The sequence below is a fragment of the Bengtsoniella intestinalis genome (assembly GCF_039719005.1).
Lineage (GTDB): Bacteria > Bacillota > Clostridia > Oscillospirales > Oscillospiraceae > Oscillibacter > Oscillibacter intestinalis.
On record NZ_CP133584.1, the window covers coordinates 3,294,591 to 3,315,000 of the forward strand.

The window sequence follows — 20,410 nt, forward strand, 5'->3', positions numbered from 1 at the left end:
ACGTGGAACGACCTAATGACATTGAATTCCAAAAATATCATCTGTAAAGGAGAGTATAACTTATGACGAAAGAAGAAATCGTAGCAACGTTAAAACGCTGTATCGAAAAGGCTGGACTTTGGCAAGCTGCCACCTTAGATGAGGACGAGATTGCATATTTTTATTTGGATGCAGATGGTAGATTTTATTTGGATGAAATCAAAACCCCTTATGGGGCAGAAAACTTTGTCAGCATTAAATTCAGGGCAGAACAGGCTGGCGAGGAAGCCAGCATTCGCATCATCTTTGATGATGAAGTCCACTTGTGGGTGGAACCATACAAGATGGAATTGTGTGGAAATGGAGCCAGCTGTCGTGATGAACCCTCTACCAAAGCCTATCTCCGAAATTTTGCCAAAGCCAAGGACCTTGGCGCCTTGGAAGATGAATACGTGGTGGTAGACAATCGTCTCATCCGCTATAACGGCTCTGGTGCGGAAGCAGTAGTCCCTGATGGCGTCACTGTGATTGAAGACGATGTGTTCGCCAATCAAAAAGGACTGGAGACAGTTGTCTTGCCAGAAACTTTGCTAGAAATTAAAGAGCGTGTCTTTCATGGATGTGCAAGCCTGACGAACGTGGTGTTGCCACAACGGTTAGAGCAGATTGGTCGGGCGGCCTTTGCCAATTGTGAAGCCCTTTCTCAGATTGACATCCCAGAGAGTGTTCGCCATGTGGATGCCGTCAGCTTTGGCTGGTGTGCAAAATTAGAAGAGGTTATGATTTCTACCCAAACAAAGGTAGATGAAGATGCGTTCCTTCAATCCTCCAACTGCAAGGTGATTTGCGGTTAAAATCCACAAGGAGGTGGCATGATGACAAAGATGTTTTAAGATTTTGAGGTATTGCGAAACGGCACCGAGGCCACCATCAAACGGTATATGGGCAACGAAGCAGAGGTCACAATTCCCTCTGAAATCGAGGGCGTTGAGGTGACGAAGGTTGGCGCATACGCGTTCTATGACTGTACCAATCTGACCTGTGTGACCATTCCAGAAGGTGTGCTTGAGATTGAACATGATGCCTTTAAAGGCTGTACCAGCTTGACCCAAGTGCGTTTCGTGGTTGCACAGGGTTGGTTGACCGACGGGGCTTTTTGATTGTGGCAGGGGTGCTATTAAAATACAGTTTACGAGACTTGTCCTAATGTTCGCGGTACAGGCGGTGGCACAGAATAATGGCATAATCGATGCCCAGTGCAAGTGGTGCAAATTCAATCCATGTTGCACATTAGATGAAGCTAGGGGGGATGTGCTTCACGAAAACCGCCCCCATTATGGTAAATAAGGAAGGCACCGGGATGATCCCAGTGCCTTCCTTATTTGCCATATTTAGCTTGCCCCACAAGTTGTCCATTTGAGACATACGCCTACCCTTGCATTTCAAGGGTGCTCAGTCTTATGAATTTATGGGACTTTTAATTCTCAAAAGGATGATTTACCGTAACCGCCTTCAAATACCCCACAGGGTCGCCATTTAGCACATTGCCAATACATTATAAATAGCGGAAGAAATTGTACACGCAGATAAACATGATCACTACGTTGAGGCCAGAGAACAGTTTATCCACAGTTTCGTCGGAGATTTTTTTGTTGATGCTCCGTCCAATCACGGCACCGAGCACACCCATGGAGGCCATCAAAATTAGGTTTACCCATGAAAATTCTGGCACAGAACTGGTGGCGATGGTTTGCACCACACTGGCAATTTGAGAGCAGAGAATGATAAGTAGTGAATTTTGGGCGGCAACTTTGGTGGGCATGGAGAACAGGAAACTGAGGGCAATCAAGTTGAAGGGGCCACCGCCGATGCCCAAGAAGGCAGACAGCAATCCCAGCACCAAGCCCACAGTCAGCTCCACGGCTACATTGTCCACATCCAACTGATGGATGCGGTGTTTATTAAATGTATAGCACAGTGTGCCACCCACCAACACAAACAAGCAAGCCGCTTGAATGGCGCCGATGGTGTTGCCACCGCCCATGGCGGCACTGACCATATTGAACATGATTTTCCCCGCAATACCGCCCACTACAGCGCCTGCACACAGGGGGAGAGCAATGCTACGCTTGATGGCAGCTTCGTGTTTCATAAACAACAGCGTGATGGTGTAGCAAGACATACTCAGCACCGTCAGTCCCGATAAAAAGCTGGCGGTGGACACACTCATCAGTCCCAGAGAATCCAAAACGGGCTTAATCACCACGCCTCCACCAATGCCACATAATGCGCCAATAATCGACGATACTAAGCAGACAGCTGCAATCAATACATATTCCATGATACAAAATCCTTCTTTTTTCTTTATTTATATGTTTGTTTGATAGCCACAAGATTCCCGAATGACCAACTCGTGGGGCACATCCAAACGGACGCTTTTGGCGCGACCGTTTTCGATTTTATCTTTGAGCATATTGACAGAGAGTCTTGCCAAATCATCTTTGAAAATCTCTACTGTTGTCAGACTGGGAGTGAAAAATTGACCGATATTGATGTTGTCAATGCTGGCGATGGCCACATCTTGGGGCACACGGATGCCCATTTCTTGGGTGGCGCGGAGCACACCGCAGGCGATGGTATCGGCGGCACAGATAATGGCGCGAGGCAGGTGGTTGTTCACAATCATGCGCCGCATGGCTTGATAACCATCTTCGGCAGTGTCTTGAGCATTTTCAATCCAATTGTGATTTGGGGTTGCACCTTGGCGCGACAAACACTGCAGATAGCTGGTGTGGCGATGGTGCTCGTTGCGAGAGTCCAAAGACGACGCTACTGGGCCGATGTAGCCAATGGATGGATAGTTTAAGGAGGTAAAATGGTCGTACACGGTGGCCACAGCTTTCACGCCGTCACAAACCACTTCGTCGGTGTCGTATTCCAAATAGTTCACGCCTGTGTATACCAAATGAGGAACGGCATTTTTTAAAAATTGTAGCAAGCTTTGGTCAAGGCGGCCTAGCAAAATGGCGCCAGAGACAGGTTGCGTGGCTACAATTTGTCGCAAGGCGTCTTCACCCATGGCGGATTCAGCCAACACATATTCCACTACAAACCCATTGCGGGCGATTTCGATTTGTACCGCTTCCAGCATTTCGGCGAAAAACGGATGGGCGAAGGATTTGGAGTGAGAGGCTAAGATAATGCCAATGGTGGGCACAACTGGCATCACAGGTACCAGTGTTGTTTGCAAAAAGGCGGTGGCCTCAGCATCTAAGGGATAATCAGAACGCTGCATAGCCTGTGCGATTTTCTCACAGGTGGATTTTCGGACTTTTTTCACAGGGTCGCCACTGATGGCTCTATAAACGGTGGAAAGAGAGACACCAACTTCATCGGCGATGTCTTTTAATGTAGTTGACATAGTGGTTCACTCCTTTTTTTAGTGTAAAAATGGAATCTGGAGACTCTTCTTGTCCTTACTATACCATAATCCGAAAATGATTGCAATTATTTCCGAAAGAAATCCGAATATTTCGGATAAATGAACAAAATAACATAGGGGAAATAGGGCAACCCTCCAATAAATAGCTTTAGAGTAAAAAATATGTAAAATTCAATTGACAACTCTCCTATATCTTGGTAGTATTGCACCATAAGAAATGACAACAAAGTCCTATGATTTTCGGATAAAATCCGAAAATGAGAGAAGAGAAGGAGATCCCCTATGAAGCAACCCAACGTGATTTTGATTTATCCAGACCAACTTCGCTTTGACGCGCTGTCTTGCAACGGCAACACCGTCAGCCACACCCCTCGCATGGACGAACTGGCACAAGAGGGCACCAACTTCCAACGCAGTTACTCGTCTTATCCCCTCTGCTGTCCCTTCCGTGCATCACTGATGACGGGGTTGTACCCCCACAAAAACGGGATGTACTCCAACCACTATCCCTTGGCTACCGACCTGCCTCACTACTTACCCAAAATCATGGGGGATAACGGTTACAAAACCGCATGGATTGGCAAGTGGCATTTAAATGGTGGCAAAAAGTTTGAAGCTGTGCCTAAGGAATACTGGTGTGGCTTCGATGAACTGATTGGCTACGGTCGTGGGCACCATTATATTGACAGCCTGTACTACCGCAATGAAGACCCAACCCCATATAAATCCGAAAAATTTGAACCCGTGTACCAAACAGAGCACCTGATGGACTTTGTAGACCGCTCCTTGGCAGAGGAAAAGCCCTTCATGGGCATGATTTGCTACGGCTTGCCCCATCCACCCGTGGAGATGCAACCAGAGGACTATAAAACCATGTTCTCTGCCGATGACATCACCTTGCCTGTCACCGTGCCACCCCATCACCAGAAAAAAGCCAAAGAGTACATCGCCATGTACTACGGCATGGTCAAATGTGTGGACGAACAAATTGGTCGCTTGATTGACCATCTGAAAGAAAAGGGCATCTACGACGACACGGTGTTCATCGTCCTCAGTGACCACGGCGATATGTGTGGTGAGTTTGGGATGTATGAAAAGTCCATCTTCTACGATGCCTCCGCCCACACCCCTATGCTCATCCGCTATCCTGCCAAGGTGAAATCTGGGAGTCGTCCCACCCAAATGGTGGACAGTTTGATTGACGTGACCCCTACCATTTTGGATTTGTGTGACATCGCTGTCCCAGAGACTATGGATGGCATGAGCATGGGTGCTATATTAAAAGAAGGACAAGACGAAACCTTCCGTGACTACACCTACTATGAAATCCTCCGTGTGCCAGAGGAACTGTGCGACGTGATGGATAAGCCTGACCGCAAAAACTATGCCGAGCGTGGCTTCCGCACTGCTGACACCGTGTATGTGGAGCGTGCCAACGTGCCCTTTGCTTACTACGATTTGACCACCGACCCTCTGGAGCAGTACAACTGCATTGATAACTTTAAGTTCTACCCCCAAATCAAGGAATGCCGCGCCAAACTCTCCGACATGATGGCACAGTATCACGACGATTGGTCACTGCAACGTGACCAATTGCCCCCAGACTTCCAAACTCAAAAAGAGGCCATTGCCGATTATGACAATGCCTATCAAAAAGCCCAATACGAGATTTAAATAGTAGGAGGATTTTTCCATGCGCCGACTCTATGCAGTGATTGTACTCTTTGCCCTAGCACTTACCTTGACTGGATGTCAAAGCGAAACCGTAGAATATCCCAACCGTGACGTCACCGTGATTATCCCCTTTAATGCAGGTGGTGGCATTGATATTTCAGGCCGTGCTTTATTCACGGAGATTGACACCTATTATGAAGACATTAGTTTTGTGCCCACCAACATCACAGGTGCATCGGGTACCATTGGTGCCACAGAGCTGTATTATGCAGACAACGACGGCTACACCTTGATGGTGGCAGGCAACGGCATGAACGTGGCACATATCTCCAACAACTTTGAGTTGACGTTCAACGACTTCCAATTGGTAGCACAGTATGTGGTGTCTACACCGGGGCTGTTTGTTCGTTCTGATTCTCCCTATCAAACCTATGAAGAATTCATCGCCGCTGCTGGCGCAGAAGAAGGCGCCATTAAAATGGGCGTGTCCACTGGCACTGTGAATCACTACGCTGTCATGGGCATTGAAGATTACGAAGATGTGTCATTTCAATCCATCATCATCGGTGGTGACCAAGCCCAGCAACCTGAACTGCTCAGCGGTCGTGTGGATGCCTATGTGACGGCTGTGTCGCTGAATACAGCGTACTTAGACTCTGGCGACTTCCGCTGTTTGGCAGTGTTCTCTGATGAACGCTTAGAGTCTATGCCCGATGTGCCCACTTTTGCAGAGTTGGGCTTGGAAGATGACTATCAACTGTCCTTTGGTGTTTGGGCACCAGCAGGCACGCCAGACGATGTGGTGGCAACCGTTGCCGCAGCAGTGGAACGTGCCTGCACCGACCCAGACTTTGTGGAAAGCATGGCTGTTTTAGGCTATACCGTGGAATACCAAGACACCGAAAGCTACATTGCCATTATGGATGCCTCTTTGACCAACATCATCGACTTGGCTGACAAAATGGGGCTTAGCGACATCACCAGTCTTGACCCCTACAATGGCCCTTACACCATTCCAAAAGTGTTGGCCATTGCCATTGCTGTGATGGCAGTGTTGGAAATTCTTCGCAAAAAGTACATGAAAGAGGCCTTCAAACCCCAGCTGGTGAGCCTGTTCAAAGGCAATGTGCCCATTTTCGTTCTCAGTTTGTTTGCCTTTGCCTTTGTGTTTGAACTCATTGGCTATACCTTCGCCACTACCATTTACTTAACGGTGATGGTGCTCTATCTGCGACGGAAAGTCTATCCTGAACTGCCCACCAAACTGGTGCTAAAAACAGCAGGGCTGAGCTTGGTGTTCTCCGTGGTTTCCTACTTATTCTTCACCCAAGTGGCAGGCATTCTCATGCCAGTGAGCCCCTTGGGCATCCTATGAGGTGACGTGATATGATGAGTTTACAAGAATTGTTAATCTACTTCCTTGACCCCACCTTGTTGGGCTTGATGGCACTGGGTGTGCTGATGGGCTTGGTGTTTGGTTGTATCCCCGGATTGAACACTGCTATGGCGCTGGCACTGGCTCTGCCTTTGACCTATGACATGGAAATGTTTGTTGCCATCAGCTTTTTGCTGGCAGTGTACTGCGGTGGCCTGTCTGGTGGTTCTATCTCCGCCATTTTGCTCAACATCCCTGGCACTGCCGCTTCGGTGACCACCACCTTTGATGGTTACCCCATGGCGCAACGTGGCGAGAGTATGCGGGCGCTGAGCCTTGCCACCATCTCTTCCTTGGTGGGCGGTTTAATCTCTGCCATCATTCTGGCATTTTTGACCAGTAGTCTGGCAAACTTCGCCTTGGGCTTTGGCCCTTGGGAATACTTTGGTGCGGCGCTGTTCTCTCTGGCACTGATTTCCACCTTGCTAGACGGTAGCATTTTAAAAGGCATGATGGCCACCTGTTTTGGTGTACTGCTTGCCATGATTGGCACCGACCCCATTGTGTCTCAATCTCGGTTCACCTTCGGGTTTTACGAACTGAGCGCAGGGCTGGACATTGTCATTGTCATCATCGGTGTGTTCGCTCTGTCTGAGATTATTTATAGCACCAACAAGTCTTTGACCATGCAAAAAAGCGTGGATAGCGACTTCTCCATCCGTGGGTTCATCCGTTCCTTCGGTGAAGTACGCCACCACATGTTTAACATGATTAGCTCCAGCGTACTGGGCACCGTCATTGGTATCCTCCCCGGTTTGGGCGGTAGCACCGCTGGCATGGTGACCTACTCCCGTGCCAAGGTGGCTTCCAAAAACCCCGAAAAGTTCGGCACTGGTTGCCCAGAAGGCATCATCGGCCCAGAAGCTGCTAAAAACGCTGTCTCTGGCGGTGCTATGATTCCTGCCATTGCTTTGGGTGTGCCCGGTAGTTCTCCTGTGGCGCTGATTATGAGTGCATTCTTGGTCCATGGTGTCACCATTGGCCCCTTGATTATCTCCGAACGCCCCGACATTTTGCAAGCGGTGTTCATCGCCTTGATTATTGCCAACGTGTTTATGTTTGTCATTCAAGCAGGGTTAATTCGTTGGTTTGCCAGTATTATTTCTGTGTCTAAGTACATTTTGTTCCCTGTCATCGCTGTGTTCTGCGTGGTGGGTGCGTACTTGGTTAACACCAGTATCTTCCATGTGGTGGTGATGCTGATTTTGGCAGTGGTGGGCATGGTGCTCATTAAAAACGGCTTCCAAGCCGCCCCCATCGTCATGGGTTTCACCTTGGGTGGCACCGTGGAAAGCTACTACCGCAAGGCCATGATTACCTATCAAGGCTCTTTCGTAGATGCCATCACCACACCTTCTCTTGGCACCGTGTTTGTCCTGCTGGCCATCATCATCCCTGTGGTGATTATGGTGCGCCGCAGCTACAAATATCTGAAAGCACAAAAGGTGAGCGCATGAAAAAACAAGTAATTTTTATCATGGTAGACACTCAGCGCACCGATATGCTGGGGTGCTACGGCAATGATGGGATGCACACACCCAACCTAGATAAGTTGGCTTCCCAAGGTCTGCGCTATACCAACGCCCAAACCTGTCAGCCCGTGTGTGCCCCCGCCCGTGGTTCTATTTTCACTGGATTATACCCCCACGCCAACGGCATTGTCACCAACAGCTGTGGCCTGTATGAAAACGTGAAAACCGTGGGGCAACGGCTCACCGACAACGGCGTCTACTGCGCCTATGTGGGCAAGTGGCACTTGGACGGTGGCGACTATTTCGGCACAGGTATTTGCCCAGAAGGGTGGGATGAGAACTATTGGTACGATATGCGGCGGTATTTGGAAGAAATGAGCGAAGAAGACCGCCGTCGTTCTCGGAAAAGCAAAACCTCTTTCGACCCCACTTGGACAGAGGATATGACCTTTGCCCACCGTTGCACCAACAAAGCGCTGTCCTTTTTAGATGACCATAGCGATGAAGATTTCTTCTTCACCCTGTCTTACGACGAACCCCACGGCCCTTGCATTTGCCCTGCGCCGTATAACACCATGTACGATGGGTATAAGTTGCCAGTAAGCGAAAACTTTGATGATGACTTAGACACCAAAACTTTGATGCAGCGGCTTTGGTCAGGGCAAAAGAAGAACCTGACTGGCTCTGAATTGAACGTGGCATCTGATAGTTTGAGCCTGTTTTTAGGCTGTAACTCCTATGTAGATAGCGAAATCGGACGGTTTTTAGAACAAGTTTACGCAAAATGCCCCGATGCCCTGATTATCTACACCGCCGACCATGGGGATATGCTGTGGAACCACAAAATCAACTCCAAAAACAGCTGTGGCTACAAAGAAGTGCTGAACATTCCCTTGATGATCAAGGGCGGTGCCACTGGTGTGGTTGACCATCCTGCCAGTCACATTGACGTGGTGCCCACCATTTTGGACTACATGAACGTGCCACTGCCCAAGTGGTTAGACGGCAAAAGCATGCTCCCTCAAATCCAAGACGGCACCACCAAGATTAACGATTACGTCTTCTCTGAGTTCACGCGCTACGAGCTGATTCAAGATGGCAACGGTGGCTTCCAACCTATGCGCTTGGTGTTTGACGGACGGTATAAGTTGGTGGTGAACCTGCTAGACAGTGACGAACTGTACGACCTAGACACCGACCCTGCCGAGGTACACAATCTCATCGACAGCGCTGACCATGCCACCATCCGCAACCAACTCCACGATGTGCTACTGGCGCAGATGGACACCACGCGAGACATTTACCGTGGGTTCCAATGGGCGTGCCGCCCTTGGCGAGAGGACAAAGCGCCTTCCTTCCGCAATGCTGGCTATGTCCGCCAACTGGAAAACGAAGAATACGAACCCCGACAATTAGAATACGACACAGGGATGCCCATGGTATCCGCTGTCCGCACCAAAATCCTTGGTGCCGATAAAAAGCCTTAAAGGAGATTGAACGATATGACCATTCAAGAAATGAAAGAGCGTGTTTACAAAGCAAACTTAGAACTGGTGAGCCGTGGACTGGTGCTTTATACGTGGGGCAACGTCAGCATGATTGACCGCGAACAAGGCGTCATCGTGATCAAGCCCCGTGGTGTAGAATACGACGACTTGGTGGCAGACGACATGAGCGTCACTGATTTGGACGGTAATATTTTGGAAAAAGGGTTGCTTCCCTCTGTGGATTTGGACATTCACATTGCCATTTACAAGGCCTATCCTGCCATCGGTGGCATCGCCCACACCCACTCCACCTACGCCACTGCTTGGGCCCAAGCACGGCGAGACATCCCCACCTATGGTACCACCCACGCTGACCATTTTTATGGCGATATTCCCTGCACCAGAGCCTTGACCCCAGAAGAAGTGGCAGGGAATTACGAAATGGAAACGGGCAATGTGGTGGTGGAAACCTTCCAAGAACGTGGCATCGACCCCATGCACCTGTTCGGTGTGAACGTGGGCGGTCACGGCCCCTTTACTTGGGGTGCCACCCCCGAAGCGTCTGTTGAGAATAGCGTGATTTTGGAAGAGCTTTCTCGCATGGCACTGCTCACCGAGCAAATTGCACCCAAGGCACCTAAGCTGGAATCTTACGTGCTAGATAAGCACTTCCTGCGTAAGCACGGCGCCAACTCCTACTTCTACCAATCCAAAGAAAAGTGAGGGATTTTATGAAAACCTCTGTATCTTTGTCTGTGTTCCCTGCTAAAAAGGGGATGCCTGTTCTCTTTTCTGAGGCCACCGAAGAAAACGTGGCGAAAATTGCATCTTTAGGCTATGACGGTGTGGATTTGTTCGTAGACGACCCACACAGCCAAGCCAGTCAAGAGGCGTTGGCACGTTTGAAAGCCCACAAGTTGGGGGTAGGCGTGGTGATGCCTGCGGCACTGGCAGGGCAAGGGCTATTTTTGGGTGACAAAGACCCTGCTGTCCGCGCTGAGTGCATCCGTCGTATCGGTGAAATCATCGCCTACACCGCCAAGGCTGGTGGTATGGTGTCTCTGGGGCTTGTCCGTGGCAATCAAAGCGATGACGAAACCTTGGAAGCGTTTTATACACGCTACACCGACTCTTGTGCCAAGCTATTGGAAATCGCCAAACCTCTTGGCGTAGACCTGCTGATTGAGCCCATCAACCGCTACGAAATCAACACCATCAACTCTGTCTGTGAGTGCCTTGACTACATCAAGCAAAGCGGTTTAGAGCTGTATATCATGGCCGACACCTTCCACATGAACATTGAAGACACGTCCATCGGTGGTATGTTGCAAGAGAGTTTTTCCCTCATCAAGCACATCCACTTCTTAGACTCCAACCGTCTGGCACCGTCCATGGGGCATCTGGATATGGCACAATATTACCGCCTGCTCCATGCTTTGGGTTACAAAGGTTACCTCTGCTTAGAAGCCTTACCCAAGCCCACCACTGAGATTTGTGCCCAAGAAGGGTCCGCCTTTTTCAAGCATATGAAAGAAACCTGTGCCTAATTTATTTTAATAAAGGAGACCTCACTATGAAGCATATTTTCTTGAACCTCAAGCGGTTTGATGTGCCAGCCCAAATGGGTGGCGTGAACCGCATCGCCCCCTTGGCTGACTGGGGCAAAACCATTGTAGAAGGTACCCAAGATGGCCTGAGCCAATACGACCCCAGTGACGTGGAATTTGCCATGTACTTCCCAGAAGCCCATGTTTTAGGGGCTGTGGGTGCCAAAAAAGCCGACTCTGCCTTGAAAATCGGCACCCAAGGGGTGTATCGTGGTGACGTGGCAGTGGGGGGCAACTTCGGTGCCTTCACCACCAATCTGCCTGCCGCCGCTGCCAATGCACTTGGCGCTGAGACCGTCCTCATTGGGCACTGCGAAGAGCGCAACGACAAAATGGGCATTCTGGCAGAAGCTGGCATCACTGGTAGCGAAGCCGCCGCCGCTGTGAACCGTCTGCTGAACCAAGAAATCAAATGCGCCCAAGCCCAAGGCTTATCCGTGTTATACTGCATCGGTGAAAAAAGCGAAGAATTGGACACTTGGGAAACTGTGTTGGGCAACCAACTATCCATCGGTTTAGACGGTGTGGACACCGCCAATGTGGTCATCGCCTACGAACCCATTTGGAGCATTGGTCCCGGCAAAACCCCTGCTGACAAGCCTTACATCACCAAGATTGCCCAGTTTGTCAAGGCACAAACCAATGGCATGGACGTGGTCTACGGTGGCGGTTTGAAGACTGACAATGCCCAAATGTTGGCCTCCATCCCTGAAATTGACGGCGGTTTAATCGCCCTGACTCGTTTCGCTGGAGAAATTGGCTTTTACCCTGCAGAATATCTGGAAATCATCCGTTTATATATGAATAAGTGAGGAAATGACTATGAAATTAGATTTTGAGTATGGTACTGGCATGATGTCCGCAACCCTGCCCGATAGTACTGATGTGTTCATCCCCGGTGTCACCGTGGCTGATCCCGACTGCCTGCCCCAAGATTGGGAGTCTCTGTATGCCGCAACCTTGGAGTCCATACGCAACCCCATCGGCATGGAACCTCTGGCTTCTTACGCAAACCCCGATAGCACCGTGGTGTTCATCATCCCCGACATCGTCAAAGGTGGCACTCATGACACCGCCCACCGCAAAGTGGCCATCACCGCCGCTCTGGACGAACTGTACAGCAAAGGCGTGAAGCAAGAAAACGTGCTGCTGATGATTTCCAATGGCTTGCACTCCCGTGCCACTGTTGGTGAAATGAAGGCCATTTTGGGCGACAACCTGTTCAACCAATTCTATCACACCAACCAAATCGATAGCCATGACAGCGAAAACTATGACGACTTGATTGACCTTGGCATCGCCCCCAACGGCGACCACGTCATCATGAACAAGCGCGTTTATAACGCTGACATTGCCATTTTGGTGGGTCACGCCATGGGCAACCCTTACGGTGGCTACTCTGGCGGTTACAAGCACTGCTCCACTGGCATCACCCACTGGAAGAGCATCTCCGCCCATCACGTCCCCAAAGTCATGCACAAGCCCGAATTTGTGCCTGTGTCTACCAACAACGAAATGCGCAGTAAGTTCAACACCCAAGGGATGTACATGGAAGACAAAATGGGCAAGAAATTCTTCTGCTGTGACGCTGTTCTGGATAGCAAAGCCCGTCAAATCGCCATCCACAGCGGCTGGGCCAACGAAATGCAACCTGAGAGCTGGAAGGTGGCTGACAAGCGCACTTACGTTCACTGGGCTGAAAAGAAGTATGACGTGGTGGTCTTTGGTATGCCCACCGCCTTCCACTATGGCAACGGCATGGGCACCAACCCCATCCAAATGATGCAAGCCCTGTCCGCTCAGGTCATTCGCCACAAGCGTGTGCTTAGCGACAAGTGCGTGTTCATTTGCTCCAGCGTCTGCGATGGTTGGTTCCACGACGAACGCTGGCCTTATGCCAAGGAACTCTACGAAATGTTCCAAAAAGACTACATGAACACCCTGCCTGACATGAACCGTTACGGTGAATTCTTCGCCACAAATGAAGAATTCATCCGTCAATATCGTTATTGCAACGCATTCCATCCCTTCCATGGTTTCTCCATGATGTCCTGTGGTCATTTGGCAGAAGAGCACACCAGCGCTATCTACATTGTGGGCGCTCGTGACACTGGCATTGCCCGTGGCATGGGGCTGAAAACCCGTGCTACATTTGAAGAAGCTTTGAAAGATGCCATGAAGAAATACGTAGGCGATAGCCCCAACATTTTGGCATTACCCGGTGCGTTCACCACCTCTTCTGTGCACCTGTGCATGAAAGATGCCACCCAAAACAGCCACAGCCGTGACAGCGCACCTGCCTTCCCCTGTGGCGGTTAAGTTGGATAGAAGTCAGAAAAAAGGAGATTAAAATGGATACAAAAAAGTGTAATGTTCTGGCCGCACAAATTCGGTTGGAAACCTTGAAAATTATTGGCTCTCTAGGCTTTGGTCACGTGGGCGGCTCTGTGGATTTGGCAGAGTTGATGGCTGTGCTGTATGGCGAAGTCATGAAGTTTGACCCCAAAAACCCACGCTGGGCAGACCGTGACTGGTTGGTGCTGTCTAAAGGTCATGCTGGCCCTGCGGCCTACGCCACCTATGGCCTCATGGGATTCTACCCCTTGGAAGAGGCCTATACTCTGAACCAACCCCACACCAAATTCCCTAGCCACACTGACCGCAAGCTGACCCCCGGCGTGGATTTGACCACTGGCTCTCTTGGCCAAGGGGTGTCTACCGCCATGGGTGCGGCCATGGGCAACCGAATTGACGGTCGCGACAACCACGTTTTCGTGGTGGTGGGCGACGGTGAAAGCGATGAAGGCCAAGTCTGGGAAGGGCTCCACTTTGCCGTGGCTCACAAGCTGGACAACGTGGTGGTCATCTTTGACAACAACGGCTATCAACTAGACGGTGCCACCGCCGACATCCTTGACCATGGCTCTCTCACCCGCAAGGTGGAAGGCTTTGGCCTGTACACCCAAGAGGTGGACGGTCACGACGTGGACGCCATTTATACCGCCATCCAAAACGCATACGCCAAAAAAGGCGTGCCTTCTGCCATTATGTTGAACACCATCAAGGGCAAGGGTGCCGCTTTTGCCAAGCCTAGCGACCATTCTTCTCAACCCAATAAAGACCAATGGGCGGAAGCGATTGCTGTGGCTCAAAAGGTATATGACGATGCGAAGGAGGGCAACTAACATGGAATTGAAACAAGAATTTTTAGTGGCAAAACACGAAAAAGACAGCCGTGCCTGCCGTGATGCCTTGGTAAACACCTTAAATGAAATGATGGAAACCGACAAAGACATCTGCTATGTGGACTGCGACTTGATGGGCTGTGTCAACACCAAGCAATTGGCAAAAAAATACCCAGAGCGCGCCTTCCAAGCTGGCATTGCCGAAGCCAATGCCGCTGGTGTGTGTGCTGGTTTGGCGGCAACAGGGAAGAAGCCCTATGTCCATTCCTTCGGCATTTTCGCCTCTCGCCGCATTTATGACCAAGTGTATATGTCTGCCGCTTATGCAGGCCTTGGCATCCGTGTGCTGGGGTCTGACCCCGGTGTCAGCGCCGCCTTCAACGGGGGCACCCATATGCCCTTTGAAGATGGCGGTATGTACTGCTCCATCCCAGAAGCTGTGGTGTTTGACCCTTGCGACTACGCTCAATTGGCCTTTGTGACCCGTGCCATGGCGGACATTGACACCGTGTCCTATTGCCGTTTTGTCCGCAAAGATGTGATGAAAATTTACGACGATGCCATGATATTTGAAGTGGGCAAAGGCATTGTACTCCACGAAAATACCGACGACGTAGCCACCATCATCACCTCTGGCATCATGGTGGATGAAAGCCTGAAAACCTACGAAGCTTTGCAAGCCGAAGGCATCAGCGTCCGTGTGATTGATCTGTTCACATGGAAGCCTCTGGACGATGATTTGGTCATCAAATCTGCACAGGAGACAGGCGCTGTCATCACCGTGGAAAACCACAGTGTGATCAATGGCTTGGGCTCTGCCGTGGCCAATTGCTTGGCTCAAAATAGTCCTGTTCCCCAAGAATTTGTGGGCGTCACCGACCGCTTTGGTCAAGTGGGCAAGCAAGATTTCTTGATGGACGAATATGGCCTCCGTGCTGAAAATATCATCCAAGCTGTGAAAAAAGCGCTGGCACGGAAATAAGAACACGCAAATACCCCTCTCACGCTTTTTTTCGTTGCCAATCATGTGAGCGCATGGTACAATGACAAAATATACAATCCAATTGGTAAAGGATGTGGATGGGTGTGGAGGTTACGTTGCCCTGTGGCCATCTCCACGGTTGTGTTCGCACCATGGGTGGCGCGTTGGTGGCTGGTCAAGATTGACAAGGTAGCAGATGGCAAAACCACGCCTTTGGGCTATGGTATTTTTGACCACATCAATACCTTGATTTTTGGAAATCTCACTGCCACAGGGGGCGACCTGCGCCATTGACAAACAGGAGTTCATTATGACAACGATTCTTTTTATGGTGGTCATCACATTGGCCAATGCCATCCAAGCCATCACAGGCTTTGCTGGCACCGTGCTGGCTATGCCGCCTTGTGCTTATCTTCTGGGGTTGAGCAATGCCAAAGTGGTGCTCAACTGCATGGGTCTATTTTCTTGCACCGCCATTGCATGGCTGGGGCGTGGGCAGATCCAGTGGCGCATTACACTGAAAATTTGGGCTGTGATGCTGCCGTGCATGGTGGTGGGCGTGGTTATCTGCCAATATGTGCCGTCAGAGGCGGTGCTACTGCAAGTGTATGGCTGTGTCATCATTGGGGTGGGCTTGAAAAATTTGTTGGGCTCTAAAGAAACCAATTTGAATGTGGCTGGACAATACGCTGTGTTGGTGGGGGCTGGGCTGATACACGGGATGTTTGTTTCGGGGGTGCGTTGCTGGTGATTTACGCGGCGGCTGTCCTCAAAGATAAAGATGCCTTCCGTGCCACCGTTGCCAGTGTGTGGGTGGTTATGAATATCGCGTTGCTAGTGACACAAGTGGGAAATGGATTGCTGAGCAGTTACAACTTAACGCTGATTGCGTGGGGGATTGTACCGCTGATTTTGGCCACCTATGTGGGGACAAAATTGGCGCAGAAAATTGATCGTGCAACCTTTTTGAAGATGGTTTATGTGCTGCTTTGTATTTCAGGCGTGTCCCTTTTGCTATGATTTGAATCGCGTAAAAAAATGGTGCTGTGACACAATCAATGTCATTAAGATAAGCCTGGGTGCTACAAGAAAAACACCCAGAACCTTTTAAAAAAAGCTTGACAATTACAAAAAAATGTGCGGTCGCCTTCATTGACCAAAGTCAATGAAGGCGACCCTTGTTATTGAGCATAACGCTGATAACAAAGGAGATGCACACATGACATTCACAACAAAAAACATAAAAAGAACACTAAAAAAATCCATAAAAGCCCTTTCGCAAAACGCTGTAAAATATGCTGAAAATCCAGAAAAAGACTTCACCCGAAATAGGAAGTTACCATTTGAAAAAGTAATTGAAACAACCTTATCTCTCACAGGAAAAACACTATATGGGGAATTATCCGAACAATTCGGCATACATTCATCCTCACCTACAGTATCCGCTTTTGTGCAACAACGAAACAAAATCAAATCAACTGCCTTCGAGGATTTATTCCACCAATTTGTTGCCGAAACAAACCAACCCATCACCCACCGTGGCTACCGCCTTTTGGCTGTGGATGGCTCTAGTTTGCACGTTCCCACCAACCCAAAGGAAGTGGATTCTTACCATCAAAAGGCCAATGACTCCAAGCCTTTTAACCTTTTGCACCTCAACGCCATGTACGATATTTTGCGCAAAACCTACGTGGATGCAACGGTTGAAAAGGGTGAAAACAAGGCCTTTGCCACCATGGTGGCACGTAATCAATCAAAAGTACCCACCATTTACATTGCTGATAGAGGCTACGAATCGTACAATAATTTCGCTCATGTGCAAGAAAGAGGGCAAAAATTCCTTGTCAGAGTGAAGGATTCTGCTTCACGCAACGGTATTTGTCACGGATTATCTTTGCCTGTTGGTGAGGAGTTTGACGTTTCACTGACGCTACACATTTCACGCAAGCAAACAGCGCAAGCCAAAAATCAAAACCTGAAATTTATCGCCCATAGTTCACCATTTGATTTTTTACCCTGCAAAACAAAGAAAAATGAAAAAATCGAGCCATATCCGTTACATATTCGCCTCGTTTGCTTTAAACTTTCTGAAAATTCTTACGAAACGGTTGCCACAAATTTGGATAAAAGTGAATTTGATTCTGCTGCCCTCAAGGATTTGTACGCCAAGCGATGGGGTATCGAAACGTCCTTCCGCTCTTTGAAATTCACCGTCGGATTGCTGTATTTTCACAGCAAAAAGACGAAGCTTCTTCTTCAAGAAATCTTCGCCAAGTTGATTATATACAATTTTACACAGTTGATAACCTCGTGCATTGCTGTAAAAAAAGTTACCAGAAAGCGGGTTTATCAAATAAATTTCGCTGTTGCCACTCAAATTTGTCGTAAATTCTTTGGGAAGAATGTACCCGTCGCCGAAGTTGAAGCCTGCATCGCAAAAAACCTAACACCCATGCGAAATTTGCCCTCAAACCCACGCAAGCGACGCAACACGAACCCCAGAACCGACACCTCTTTTTTCTATCGCTTGGCGTAATGCCACGTTATAAGGACAAGCAAGCAGATTGAAAAATCTGCTTGCTTGTCCTGCGCATTTTTAGATTCCGATGATTTTTTATTAGCTGTTCTTGCGTTTCAATAGCTTAACTTAATGACATTGGTGACACAATTGTGTCACAGCACCATTTTTTATCGATTGTTTTGGCGGAGTAAATGGGCCATTTTAGGGGCGGCGTGGGCAAAGAAGGCTTTGAAGGAGGGGCAGAAGTAGTTTTCCCCAATGACGGCCATGTCTTGGCTTTGGCGGTCACGGCGACAGCCACCGCGACAGAGCTGATAATATTGGCACTGGCGGCATTTTTCAAGTCCTTGCAAAGATTGCTCCAAAAAGCCACTGTCCCCACGGCGGTCGTTCATCTCCGCCATGGTATCGTCATTAAAATTGCCGATTTTATATTGGTCTAGCATGTAAAAATCACAAGGATAGGCACTGCCGTCAGCTTCAATAACCGTTTGTAAGGAGCAACGCCCCATAAAGCCGCAGGCCTCGGTGTGCTGGCCTAGCATGGCGGCGGCTAGGTTTTCAAAATAGCGGATGTAGACAAAGTTCCCAGCCATTCGATCGGCATACCAACAGTCAAACAAACGGATGAGAAACTGCCCATATAGCGCTGGGGTCAGGGAATAGGGGTGCAATCCGTGGGGTTCTTCCAAGGGGTCAAGACAGGGGATATACTGCTGATAGAACAGGTTGTTTTTCATGAAAAACTTATAAATCTGCCCAATGTGCTTTGCAGTATAGGCGGTGATGACGGTGAGGACATTAAAGTCTACTTTGTGCGTTTCCAGAAGCTTTGCCGCCTTGAGCACCGTGGAGTAGGTGCCTTTTTGGTGGTCATCTACGCGGTGCAAATCGTGGGCAGAGCGGTCGCCGTCTAGAGACAATCCCACAAGGAATTGGTTTTCTGCGAAAAAGATTGCCCAGTCTTCGTCAAGGACGGTGCCGTTGGTTTGCAAGGCGTAGCCAAGGGCGGCAGGCCTTTTTTGTTTGTCATTATACGCCGTGGCAGTGGCCACGAATTGGCGGAAAAAATCCAAGCCTCGCAAGGTGGGTTCGCCCCCTTGGAAGCCAAAATGACAGCTACTGCCATCAGCAAAATCGATGCACTTTTGAACAATTTGTTCCATGGTTTGCTCGGTCATCATGCCGTAGCTTTGGACTTCGCGGTGGTTCATTTCATCGGCGTAAAAGCAATATTTACACCGCAGATTACATAGCCCAGAGGCTGGTTTAATCATCACACTAATGGGTGGCATAGGTGCGCCCTCCTAACAAGAGATTTATTCTAGTATGAGTATACCAGAAACGAACAGGGTTTTCCACAAAATTCTTCATAAAGTGGAAAAGTCTGGTTCTATGCTGTGCAAACGCACCACCATAGCCATTATAATGGGCTGTGGTGGTGCGTTTTTTTTGATTACAGGAAGGAGGGGAAAGGCAGGTTGGGTTCGTCGGTGAAGGCGTCTTCGAAGCCACGCTTGAACATGAAACGCTTTTTGCCCTTGTCTTGGGGGAAGGTGTATTGACCGCCCACAGCCCAGATGAACACCTTGAATTGATAGTCCAAACGAGGTGCCTTGAACTGGTACAGATACTCAATTTCAGCAGGGTCAGCCAGCATATTGCACCAGATGTCATAGTGGAAGGGAATCAGCACTTGGGTGTTGAGGCACTCTGCCATCCGCAGGCAGTCAGCAGAGGTCATTTTATCGGTGCAACCAGCAGGGTTTTCACCGAAAGAAGCCAGTGCCACGTCGATTTTGTGGTCACGACCGTGCTTGTAGTACATATTGGAGAAGTGGGAATCGCCACTGTGGTAGAGGTTACCACCGGGGTTTTGATGATGTAGCTGACGGCGCGGTCGTCCATATCGGTGGGGCAAACGCCGTGCATATCTTCGGATTGCAAGGGTGCGGTGATGAGCGCGGTGCGGTCGAAAGACTCCACAGCCAAAATTTCCAAGTCTTTAATCTTAATGCTTTCACCGGGGCGGATTTCCACCAGACGGCTTTCGGGTACACCCCAAGAACGCCAAATGTTACAGCTGAATTTGGGACCAATGAAGGGCACGTCGTCAAAGTTTTGCACAATGGCAGCGGCTACATATTGGTCGATGTGGTCACGGTGCATATGGGTGGAGAGGACGGCATCGATTTCCTTGATTTCATAGGGATCGATGACCATGGGCACGTAACGGGTGTTGGGTTGATAGGTGGGGCCACCGTTCATGTAGTACATTTGGAAGTTTTTGCCTTGGCTATAGGGGTGATCCCAAGCGCGCTTGCTGCGCTTGCCAGTGCCCACCCACAAGTCGATGCACAGGTTTGCATTGCCGGGGGTTTTCACCCATGTGCCAGTACAGCCCAGCCACCACATAGAGAAGTTGCCTTCGGGCACCACAGTGTCCTCAATTTCTTCGTTGAGCCAAGTGCCCCATTCAGGGAAGCAGTTGTCTCGCCAGACCTGCTTGGTCACCTTGGTCAAATCGCCTTTGCCTGCGTTATCGTTAAATCCTGCCATAATCATGTTCTCCTTATGTTTTGTTATTTGTTTTGTGATACCTCGTGGATGCGGGCGGATATAGAAT

17 protein-coding genes and 2 pseudogenes are annotated in these 20,410 nt (G+C 49.4%); 15 read left to right on the forward strand and 4 right to left on the reverse strand.

The features are described 5' to 3' along the window. The first annotated feature begins 62 nt into the window (after window positions 1-62). Window positions 63-833 carry a leucine-rich repeat domain-containing protein gene (locus RFF05_RS15745; protein WP_409967975.1) on the forward strand — a complete coding sequence of 257 codons (771 nt, stop codon included), beginning with the start codon at window positions 63-65 and terminating at the stop codon, window positions 831-833. A 51-nt stretch (window positions 834-884) separates the two neighbouring features. Then, the gene (locus tag RFF05_RS15750; protein ID WP_409967976.1) at window positions 885-1,139 is read left to right on the forward strand and encodes a leucine-rich repeat protein; all 255 of its coding nucleotides are present in this window, start codon (window positions 885-887) and stop codon (window positions 1,137-1,139) included. A gap of 395 nt (window positions 1,140-1,534) precedes the next feature. Here the strand turns inward: RFF05_RS15750 and RFF05_RS15755 are convergent, their stop codons facing one another. Both RFF05_RS15755 and RFF05_RS15760 read right to left on the reverse strand, forming a co-directional pair. Further along, complete coding sequence (locus RFF05_RS15755) at window positions 1,535-2,320, reverse strand: sulfite exporter TauE/SafE family protein (RefSeq protein ID WP_409967977.1); 786 nt, start codon at window positions 2,318-2,320, stop codon at window positions 1,535-1,537. Between the two features lie 27 nt (window positions 2,321-2,347). After that, window positions 2,348-3,400 carry a LacI family DNA-binding transcriptional regulator gene (locus RFF05_RS15760; protein ID WP_409967978.1) on the reverse strand — a complete coding sequence of 351 codons (1,053 nt, stop codon included), beginning with the start codon at window positions 3,398-3,400 and terminating at the stop codon, window positions 2,348-2,350. Between the two features lie 303 nt (window positions 3,401-3,703). Here RFF05_RS15760 and RFF05_RS15765 point away from each other — a divergent pair, with 303 nt between their 5' ends. The 13 genes and pseudogenes from RFF05_RS15765 (at window position 3,704) to RFF05_RS15825 (ending at window position 17,799) form a co-directional block, all read left to right on the forward strand. Further along, window positions 3,704-5,095: a sulfatase gene (locus RFF05_RS15765; RefSeq protein WP_409967979.1), complete on the forward strand. Its 1,392-nt coding sequence runs from the start codon at window positions 3,704-3,706 to the stop codon at window positions 5,093-5,095. A 19-nt stretch (window positions 5,096-5,114) separates the two neighbouring features. Beyond that, on the forward strand, window positions 5,115-6,470 hold the full coding sequence (locus RFF05_RS15770) for a tripartite tricarboxylate transporter substrate-binding protein (RefSeq protein ID WP_409967980.1): 1,356 nt from the start codon (window positions 5,115-5,117) through the stop codon (window positions 6,468-6,470). An 11-nt stretch (window positions 6,471-6,481) separates the two neighbouring features. Beyond that, window positions 6,482-7,987: a tripartite tricarboxylate transporter permease gene (locus tag RFF05_RS15775; RefSeq protein ID WP_409967981.1), complete on the forward strand. Its 1,506-nt coding sequence runs from the start codon at window positions 6,482-6,484 to the stop codon at window positions 7,985-7,987. Further along, window positions 7,984-9,489 (forward strand): sulfatase-like hydrolase/transferase, encoded by a 1,506-nt coding sequence (locus tag RFF05_RS15780; RefSeq protein WP_409967982.1) that lies wholly within the window; start codon window positions 7,984-7,986, stop codon window positions 9,487-9,489. The genes RFF05_RS15775 and RFF05_RS15780 overlap by 4 nt, the downstream gene beginning before the upstream one ends. A 15-nt stretch (window positions 9,490-9,504) precedes the next feature. Continuing rightward, a complete protein-coding gene (gene araD / locus RFF05_RS15785; RefSeq protein ID WP_409967983.1) occupies window positions 9,505-10,212 on the forward strand; it encodes an L-ribulose-5-phosphate 4-epimerase AraD in 708 nt (235 codons plus the stop codon). Between the two features lie 8 nt (window positions 10,213-10,220). Further along, entirely contained in the window at window positions 10,221-11,036 is an 816-nt protein-coding gene (locus tag RFF05_RS15790) for a TIM barrel protein (protein ID WP_409967984.1), read from the forward strand. Window positions 11,037-11,062: 26 nt separating this feature from the next. Then, window positions 11,063-11,908, forward strand: coding sequence for a triose-phosphate isomerase (locus tag RFF05_RS15795; protein ID WP_409967985.1), 846 nt, complete (start codon window positions 11,063-11,065; stop codon window positions 11,906-11,908). Window positions 11,909-11,918: 10 nt separating this feature from the next. Next, entirely contained in the window at window positions 11,919-13,415 is a 1,497-nt protein-coding gene (locus RFF05_RS15800) for a lactate racemase domain-containing protein (RefSeq protein WP_409967986.1), read from the forward strand. A gap of 32 nt (window positions 13,416-13,447) precedes the next feature. Further along, window positions 13,448-14,281 (forward strand): transketolase, encoded by an 834-nt coding sequence (locus RFF05_RS15805; RefSeq protein ID WP_409967987.1) that lies wholly within the window; start codon window positions 13,448-13,450, stop codon window positions 14,279-14,281. Window position 14,282: 1 nt separating this feature from the next. Continuing rightward, window positions 14,283-15,263, forward strand: a complete 981-nt coding sequence (locus RFF05_RS15810) for a transketolase family protein (RefSeq protein WP_409967988.1) — start codon at window positions 14,283-14,285, stop codon at window positions 15,261-15,263. A gap of 102 nt (window positions 15,264-15,365) precedes the next feature. Further along, the gene (locus tag RFF05_RS15815) at window positions 15,366-15,557 is read left to right on the forward strand and encodes a hypothetical protein (RefSeq protein ID WP_409967989.1); all 192 of its coding nucleotides are present in this window, start codon (window positions 15,366-15,368) and stop codon (window positions 15,555-15,557) included. Window positions 15,558-15,591: 34 nt separating this feature from the next. Continuing rightward, a pseudogene (locus tag RFF05_RS15820) lies at window positions 15,592-16,283 on the forward strand (sulfite exporter TauE/SafE family protein). A gap of 145 nt (window positions 16,284-16,428) precedes the next feature. Next, window positions 16,429-17,799, forward strand: a complete 1,371-nt coding sequence (locus RFF05_RS15825; protein WP_409966964.1) for an IS4 family transposase — start codon at window positions 16,429-16,431, stop codon at window positions 17,797-17,799. Between the two features lie 152 nt (window positions 17,800-17,951). Here the strand turns inward: RFF05_RS15825 and RFF05_RS15830 are convergent, their stop codons facing one another. After that, a complete protein-coding gene (locus tag RFF05_RS15830) occupies window positions 17,952-19,079 on the reverse strand; it encodes an anaerobic sulfatase maturase (RefSeq protein WP_409967990.1) in 1,128 nt (375 codons plus the stop codon). A 161-nt stretch (window positions 19,080-19,240) separates the two neighbouring features. Further along, window positions 19,241-20,343, reverse strand: a pseudogene (gene ulaG, locus RFF05_RS15835) (L-ascorbate 6-phosphate lactonase). Window positions 20,344-20,410 lie beyond the last annotated feature (67 nt).

What these genes read in the sequence shown, in the direction of transcription:
- RFF05_RS15745 (WP_409967975.1), top strand. Translation starts at nt 63, where the DNA reads ATGACGAAAGAAGAAATCGTAGCAACGTTAAAACGCTGTATCGAAAAG.
- RFF05_RS15755 (WP_409967977.1), bottom strand. Translation starts at nt 2,320, where the DNA reads ATGGAATATGTATTGATTGCAGCTGTCTGCTTAGTATCGTCGATTATT.
- RFF05_RS15760 (WP_409967978.1), bottom strand. Translation starts at nt 3,400, where the DNA reads ATGTCAACTACATTAAAAGACATCGCCGATGAAGTTGGTGTCTCTCTT.
- RFF05_RS15765 (WP_409967979.1), top strand. Translation starts at nt 3,704, where the DNA reads ATGAAGCAACCCAACGTGATTTTGATTTATCCAGACCAACTTCGCTTT.
- RFF05_RS15770 (WP_409967980.1), top strand. Translation starts at nt 5,115, where the DNA reads ATGCGCCGACTCTATGCAGTGATTGTACTCTTTGCCCTAGCACTTACC.
- RFF05_RS15775 (WP_409967981.1), top strand. Translation starts at nt 6,482, where the DNA reads ATGATGAGTTTACAAGAATTGTTAATCTACTTCCTTGACCCCACCTTG.
- RFF05_RS15780 (WP_409967982.1), top strand. Translation starts at nt 7,984, where the DNA reads ATGAAAAAACAAGTAATTTTTATCATGGTAGACACTCAGCGCACCGAT.
- araD (WP_409967983.1), top strand. Translation starts at nt 9,505, where the DNA reads ATGACCATTCAAGAAATGAAAGAGCGTGTTTACAAAGCAAACTTAGAA.
- RFF05_RS15790 (WP_409967984.1), top strand. Translation starts at nt 10,221, where the DNA reads ATGAAAACCTCTGTATCTTTGTCTGTGTTCCCTGCTAAAAAGGGGATG.
- RFF05_RS15795 (WP_409967985.1), top strand. Translation starts at nt 11,063, where the DNA reads ATGAAGCATATTTTCTTGAACCTCAAGCGGTTTGATGTGCCAGCCCAA.
- RFF05_RS15800 (WP_409967986.1), top strand. Translation starts at nt 11,919, where the DNA reads ATGAAATTAGATTTTGAGTATGGTACTGGCATGATGTCCGCAACCCTG.
- RFF05_RS15805 (WP_409967987.1), top strand. Translation starts at nt 13,448, where the DNA reads ATGGATACAAAAAAGTGTAATGTTCTGGCCGCACAAATTCGGTTGGAA.
- RFF05_RS15810 (WP_409967988.1), top strand. Translation starts at nt 14,283, where the DNA reads ATGGAATTGAAACAAGAATTTTTAGTGGCAAAACACGAAAAAGACAGC.
- RFF05_RS15825 (WP_409966964.1), top strand. Translation starts at nt 16,429, where the DNA reads ATGAAGGCGACCCTTGTTATTGAGCATAACGCTGATAACAAAGGAGAT.
- RFF05_RS15830 (WP_409967990.1), bottom strand. Translation starts at nt 19,079, where the DNA reads ATGCCACCCATTAGTGTGATGATTAAACCAGCCTCTGGGCTATGTAAT.